Below are 6,544 nucleotides of genomic sequence, written 5' to 3' on the forward strand. Positions count from 1 at the left end.
GCCTAAAAACACCGCAAACGCGACAACATCATAGCTTCAAGCACACAATCGACCATCACCGTGAATTTTTCGGGCTAGTGAAACGGATCAAGCGTTGGAACGATGTTTGCCTGTCTTCTGTGCGCGTCTCTGGCCCAAGGTCATCTTTTTCGCTAACATTAGGATAGAGCTACGCGGCTGCTCGATTTAATTCATTCCCCGGTGATAACTCTGTCAAAGTCATCATGCGTGGCCAGCGTTGATAGAGCTGTACGGCCAAATTTAGACGGTGTAGCAAGCAGCATCGACGAGTCCGCCGCAGCCATGGCTGCTTTCTTGACGGCGATCTTCGACATGTCGAAGTCCATTACGCGTCCGCGATTGTCGATGGCAGAACAAGCTATCATTGCAAAATCTATTCGCAGACCATTCAGGGTCATGACAATTTCTTCGCCCACAAGGGACCCATCATTTCCGGCTATGCGTCCACCCAGAACATGTACCTCGTGTCGTTTGGGGTCAAAGGTGAGAGCAGCCCGAATACTGTTGGTAAATATCCTAAGCTCATTACAGCCATTCAGTTGCCTTGCGGTATACTCGACTGTTGTCCCCACATCCAGATAAAGGCTGCTCCCGTCAGGTATCAGTCCGCTTGCGGCTTGAGCCACTGCCATTTTCGAATCTACAGCGACGTGTGTTTTTTGACCGTGATCCAGGCGAAGTGTTTCGGCGTCGCCAATTGGCCCCGCGCCACCATGAAAGCGCTGGAGGCGCCCCGCGTTAGAGAGCGCAATTATGTCTCGACGGACAGTTTGTGCAGATACGCTGAATTCCTGGGCTAGCCTCTCTATTGTTACAAAGCCCTGCCGCTCAGTGAGCGCAATAATTCTGTTTTGCCGGTCGGTAAACGGCGGCAGCAATTCCATTTTCGTCATGAAGCTGTTGTCTTCCCCTGTCATCTTTGTAAGATAAATTACACAACACTATGGGAATCGCCAATGCATCAAGAATTTTTTTTTACAGCAAGCAATTCTGTCTACAGCGCCCGTGGCAAACTTGATGCATGGGAGTGGCGTTGGGTGGAGGCTGAAATTCCAGAAGGTGCACAAGAAGTCTCCGGACTTGAAGCGCTTGAGCGCGTCTTTGCTGGAGAGCGCGTTCGGAAAGTCCCCGTAGGTGTGATTGGTCCTCGCGACGCGACTGAAGCACAATTGAAAACCGCTGAGGCGATCGGTACGCGACTTGGTCAAATAGGCTTGACCATGATCTGCGGCGGAAAAACCGGAGTAATGTCAGCTGCAGCCAAAGGATGCCACGAAGCTGGCGGGCTCTCTGTCGGCCTCATTCCGGACCACGATTGGCGAAAGGCCAACCCCTATATCCAGCTCCCGATTGCGACCGGGCTAAGTGAAGCGCGCAATATGATCATTGCAAAATCATGTGAGGTCTTAATCGCGATCGGTGGATCTTACGGCACTCTGAGCGAGATCGCTTTTGGTCTGCATTTTTCCAAACCCGTCATAGGCATTTCGGGAGCGCCAAAAGTCGATGGTCTTGAATTTGCCGGTAGTGTTGATGATGCGATGGAGCGAATGGCGGGTCACCTATTGAACCGGGTGGAGACGTCATAAAAATTACATGTAACTTCGATAATTGGAAGAAAGCTTACATTTTGGTAGTTGATAGATGACCTTACCCGCCCTACTGGAGTTGCAGAATGTTTCGAGGCGTTTTGGCCAGACGACTGTGCTGGACGACGTTAACGTGTCGATCAATGACGGCAGCTTTACAGCACTTCTTGGGGCTTCGGGCTGCGGAAAGTCGACGACTTTGCGGATCATTGCAGGGTTGGACAGGCCGACAGAAGGGCGGGTCGTTCTGAACGGCGCTGAAGTTGCAGAAAAAACAGCTTACGAGCGCAATGTTGCGATGGTGTTTCAGTCTTATGCGCTCTACCCGCATCTGACTGTGTTTCAGAACATCGCTTTGCCGCTAACTATGCGTCATCTGGGTACGCTTGGCCGTATGCCAGGACTGGGGCGTTTGCTGCCAAACGCGCGAGCAGCACGCAGTCATATTAGGCAGAAAGTCGGCGAGACGGCCGAGAGCCTGGGCCTATCAGAGCTGCTTCACCGGAAACCCTCTTCGCTGTCGGGGGGGCAGAAGCAAAGGGTGGCACTGGGCCGGGCGCTCGTGCGCGACCCAGTGCTTTTCTTGTTGGATGAGCCTTTGTCCAATCTTGATGCCCGTCTCCGTATCAAAATGCGCGGTGAGCTGGTTTCGCTTCATAAACGGACCGGCAAGCCCTTTGTCTATGTGACACACGACCAGACTGAAGCAATGGCAATGGCCGATCAGATCGTTGTCATGATCGATGGCAAGGTTGCACAAGCAGGCAGCCCTCGGGATCTTTACGATCATCCTGCCAACAAGGACGTTGCAGCCTTCATTGGACACAATGCCATGAATTTCTTTGAACCCGGGGACGGATTGGCTCAGCTTAATGGCGTTGGCGATAAGGCAGTGATCGGAGTGCGTCCGGAGCATCTTGTTCCCGACCCTGATGGAGCACTCAGCGCGCATCTGGAAACCGCAGAGTTTCTTGGCTCAGAAACTGTGCTCGGTCTGCGCACTCAAAACGGCAAGCAAGTGACAGCAATTGCTTCAGGCGAAGTCGACCTTCCGGCTGAGGGCAGTCAGTTGAACCTAGGCGTTCTGGCCGGGCGCTTCCACTATTTCGATAGCCAGTCCGGAAAACGAATGACTGAGGTGACCCCATCATGAGAGTCTTGCCGCGTTCAATTCGCGAAACGTTGACGGATGCCTGGCTGGTGGGGCCAGCGGCTGTCGCAATGCTCACCTTCATATTTTTGCCCGTTGCAGCAGTCGCCGTCTTTTCCTTCACAGATTATCAATTCGGGGCAAACAGTTTTGCTTGGCTTGGCCTTGAGAACTATGAAAGGCTATTCGGCTCAACGCTCGGTCAGCGCGCAATTACCAATACGCTCCTGTATGTATCAATTGTCATTCCGGCTTCTGTTGGGCTTGGCCTTGTTGTCGCAATTGGCCTCCATCGCATGGCTGAATGGGCCCCCGGGTTCTCCAATGTGTTGCGCGCCGTCTATTTTTTGCCAGTCGCGGCGACGTTGGTGGCTATGTCGGTGGCATGGCAGATGGTTCTTCACCCGTCTCTTGGTGTGGTCAATCAGGCACTTGTGGCTCTGGGTGGAGAGCCGCGAAGCTGGCTCAGCGACCGGGGGATCGTGCTTTACACCCTCGCGATGATCGGAGTTTGGCAAACCGTCGGATACAACATGGTGCTGTTTCTCGCCGGGCTCGTCGCCATTCCAAAAGATCTTTATGACGCAGCCGAAGTGGACGGGGCCGGTGGGAATTGGTCGCGTTTCTGGACGGTCACGTGGCCGATGCTCGGTCCAACAACACTGTTTGTCCTCGTCATCACGGCAACAAACGCATTCAGGGTATTCGAAACAGTAGCGACGCTGACCCAGGGCGGGCCCGCTTTTGCCTCTGACACGCTGGTTTATGCGCTTTATCGGGAAGGGTTCGTTTACTTCAAGGCAGGCTATGCTAGCGCGATCACGATGGTCTTCTTTGTGATCTTGCTTGTCCTGACATTGGCTCAATTCCGTCTTGTCGAGCGGAGAGTTCACTACAGATGATCATCAAACTCTTAGTCGGGCGCTTCTTGTCTAGTCTCTTTCTTGTCATTGGGGCTCTTGCCATTCTGCTGCCGTTTATCTGGATGCTATCCTTGGCATTTAAGCCGCAGAACGAGATTTTTACCGACACAATACAGCTCTTACCAACACGGATAGAGTGGGGGAATTTCGTCAAGGCAATCACCGAGACGGATGTGCCGCTTTATCTTATGAACGGAGCCATCGTTGTGATTGGCATCCTGGTGTTTCAACTCCTCTTTGCAGTTCCTTGCGCCTACGCACTCGTGCAGCGCAATTTCAAGGCCCGAACATTCATTTTTGGCATGGTGCTGGCAGCATTGCTTGTGCCATTCCATGTTACGGCGATTCCGATTTTTCTCGGTTTTGCGCAAATTGGTATCCTGAATACTTACTGGGCGCTGATCCTACCGTTTGTGCCGACTGCTTTCGGAATTTTCTTGTTCCGCCAGTTTCTTGCGCAGGTTCCCGCAGACCTGTTCGAGGCAGCGCGCGTAGATGGGCTCAGCGAGACAGCCATTGTCTGGCGGATCGCATTCCCGCTGGCTATGCCAGCGGCAACGGCCTTCGCGATTTTTTCAATTACCGCGCATTGGAACGATCTGTTTTGGCCATTGATTGCCACCACCGATCCAAATCTTGCTACGCCCCCCCGAGGGATCCTGTTTTTCCGCGATGAGGAATCCGGTGACGATGTTGGGCCGTTAATGGCTGCTGCCACCTTGATTACTGCTCCGCTCGTGATCGCCTTCCTTTTCGCGCAGCGCAAGTTCACCCAAGGCCTCGCGTCCGGTGGCCTGAAGGGCTGACAGAGATAACCCATCCTTGAGAGCCCGGATCCAACCTGGCCAAATGTCGAGTTTTACTATGAGGTGTCACTGACATGAAAACTTTAGTCTATGCCACTGCGTTCACACTTGCCGCCACCGTGGCAAGCGCAGCAGAGACCGAGATACGGGTGCATTACGCCATCCCGACCATCTGGGCCGAGTCCCAGGACAAACTTGCCGCAGCATTTATGGAAAAGCACCCCGACATCAAAATCACCATTGATGGTCCGGCGGAGAGCTATGCCGACGGTGTTCAACGGTTGCTGCGCGAAGCGGTTGCCGGCACGGCTCCGGACGTCGCTTATGTCGGCCTCAACCGGTGGCGTATTTTGGAAGACAGAGATTTGACACAGCCGCTAGATGGCTTCATCGGCGACAAAGCCGCCGAACTGGGGTATACGCCCGCTCTTCTTTCGCTCGGTTCATATGAAGGCAAGCAACATGCTCTGGGGACATCTGCCTCGACGCTCGTGATGTATGTCAACCCAAACCTGGTCGAGCAAGCCGGTGGTTCCATGGATGAATTTCCATCCACATTCTATGGCGTTATCGAGCTTGCGGCCAAGATTGACGCTCTTGGCGACAATATCGACGGCGTTTGGATTGGTCGCCATGATTGGCGCTTTCAATCCTTGCTCGGCTCTCATGGTGGCCGTCCAATGACCGAGGATGAAACGGACATTACCTTTGACAGTGAGCCGGGCATCAAAGCAGCCGGCCTTTACCAGCGTTTCACCGACGAAGCTGGCATGAAAACCTACGGTCAAAACGAGGCACGTCAGGCCTTACCCGCGGGCACGCTCGGCATAATGTTCGAAAGCTCTTCCTTGCAGAAGCGGTTTGAAGAAGGGGCGGGCGGTCAATTTGAATTGGTCGTTAAACCAACGCCAATCGCAACCAATGATCTGGAATCTGTTTACTTCCCAATCGGTGGCTCTGCGATTGTGATGTTGACCGAAGATGAAGTCAAACAGCAGGCTACCTGGGACTACATCAAGTTTGTCACAGGTCCTGAGGGTCAGAAAATCATTGTTGAAAACACAGGATACGCCCCTGCGAATGCGAAAGTGATCGAAGACAAATCCTATCTCGGCGAATTCTATGAAACAAACCCGAACGCACTCGTTGCGCATACCCAAGTCGCCAACCATGCCGGCCCCTGGTATGCGTATCCGGGCGCTGAAGGAGTTGCAGTAACAGATCTCATCGCTGCGGCAATGGTAGAAATTGCGGAAGGTGCGGACGCTGAAGCAAGCGTTAAGGAGCTCGCCGAAACGCTGCGGGTACAACTCGAAATGAAGTGACTCACATTCATTTAGAGCAATTAATATCGGTAGTGTCGTGATCCTCCCCCTTTGAAGTGGTCTGCCGTTATGTTTAGGAAAACGGAGGATCATAGATGTCTACGAAACGCCATAAGCCGGAAGAAATTGTCTCGAAGTTGCGGCAGGTTGAAGTCCTTGTCGTTCAGGGGATGGCGCGTATTGATGCCATTTGGCAAGTGTCCGCGTCGCCGAACAGACGTATTACCGTTGGCATAAGCAGTATGGCGGGATGGAAACCGACCAACTGAAAGAACTCAAGCGCCTACAGAAAGAGAACGAACGGTTGTGCAAGGCCGTTTCTGACCTGACCCTGGACAAGTTGTTCTTGTCACGCGCTGACAGATCTCTTCATTCTCCGGGGTGTCCCGGATACCTTGTTACGTTTGCCCAGACTGGCTCTGCCGTCAAGAAATGGTCTCTTCCATAGCAAACACAGAGTACGCCTGTTGGCGGCTCTCACCGTACTCAATACGAGATCCCAAATCCCAAGCAGAAGGCCCGAACATTATCTACGAGTTCAGCAAGCTGCCTCCACGGCTCTTCAGAGAGAGGTCATTCCGCCTGGGCTCATCCCCTCGAAAACGAGACGATAGGGTTCGCCGTGCTTGACTACGGCCTGTGCAGTGCGCGCCTGTCCGTCATCAGGGTATTTGGAACAGATAGCCGCGTGATTTAGCGGAGAGATTGTCCCATCTTGTTTGTTGAATTT

General features: G+C 53.1%; 6 protein-coding genes and 1 pseudogene. 6 read left to right on the forward strand and 1 reads right to left on the reverse strand.

The genetic code is table 11. The features are described 5' to 3' along the window. Window positions 1-191 precede the first annotated feature (191 nt). Complete coding sequence (locus Q0835_RS28940; RefSeq protein WP_298966780.1) at window positions 192-914, reverse strand: DeoR/GlpR family DNA-binding transcription regulator; 723 nt, start codon at window positions 912-914, stop codon at window positions 192-194. A 63-nt stretch (window positions 915-977) separates the two neighbouring features. On the opposite strand from Q0835_RS28940, the gene Q0835_RS28945 reads away from it, so the two are divergent. The 6 genes and pseudogenes from Q0835_RS28945 to Q0835_RS28970 all read left to right on the forward strand — a co-directional run. Then, window positions 978-1,610 (forward strand): TIGR00725 family protein, encoded by a 633-nt coding sequence (locus Q0835_RS28945; protein WP_298966783.1) that lies wholly within the window; start codon window positions 978-980, stop codon window positions 1,608-1,610. A gap of 55 nt (window positions 1,611-1,665) precedes the next feature. Continuing rightward, complete coding sequence (locus Q0835_RS28950) at window positions 1,666-2,763, forward strand: ABC transporter ATP-binding protein (protein ID WP_298966786.1); 1,098 nt, start codon at window positions 1,666-1,668, stop codon at window positions 2,761-2,763. After that, window positions 2,760-3,662 carry a sugar ABC transporter permease gene (locus Q0835_RS28955; RefSeq protein WP_298966789.1) on the forward strand — a complete coding sequence of 301 codons (903 nt, stop codon included), beginning with the start codon at window positions 2,760-2,762 and terminating at the stop codon, window positions 3,660-3,662. Before Q0835_RS28950 ends, Q0835_RS28955 begins: the two co-directional genes overlap by 4 nt. Continuing rightward, window positions 3,659-4,489 (forward strand): carbohydrate ABC transporter permease, encoded by an 831-nt coding sequence (locus tag Q0835_RS28960; protein ID WP_298966793.1) that lies wholly within the window; start codon window positions 3,659-3,661, stop codon window positions 4,487-4,489. Before Q0835_RS28955 ends, Q0835_RS28960 begins: the two co-directional genes overlap by 4 nt. A 74-nt stretch (window positions 4,490-4,563) precedes the next feature. Beyond that, window positions 4,564-5,814 (forward strand): extracellular solute-binding protein, encoded by a 1,251-nt coding sequence (locus Q0835_RS28965; RefSeq protein WP_298966795.1) that lies wholly within the window; start codon window positions 4,564-4,566, stop codon window positions 5,812-5,814. Window positions 5,815-5,909: 95 nt separating this feature from the next. After that, window positions 5,910-6,193, forward strand: a pseudogene (locus Q0835_RS28970) (transposase); the annotation flags it as partial. Window positions 6,194-6,544 lie beyond the last annotated feature (351 nt).

The organism is uncultured Roseibium sp. (assembly GCF_947499295.1).
Lineage (GTDB): Bacteria > Pseudomonadota > Alphaproteobacteria > Rhizobiales > Stappiaceae > Roseibium.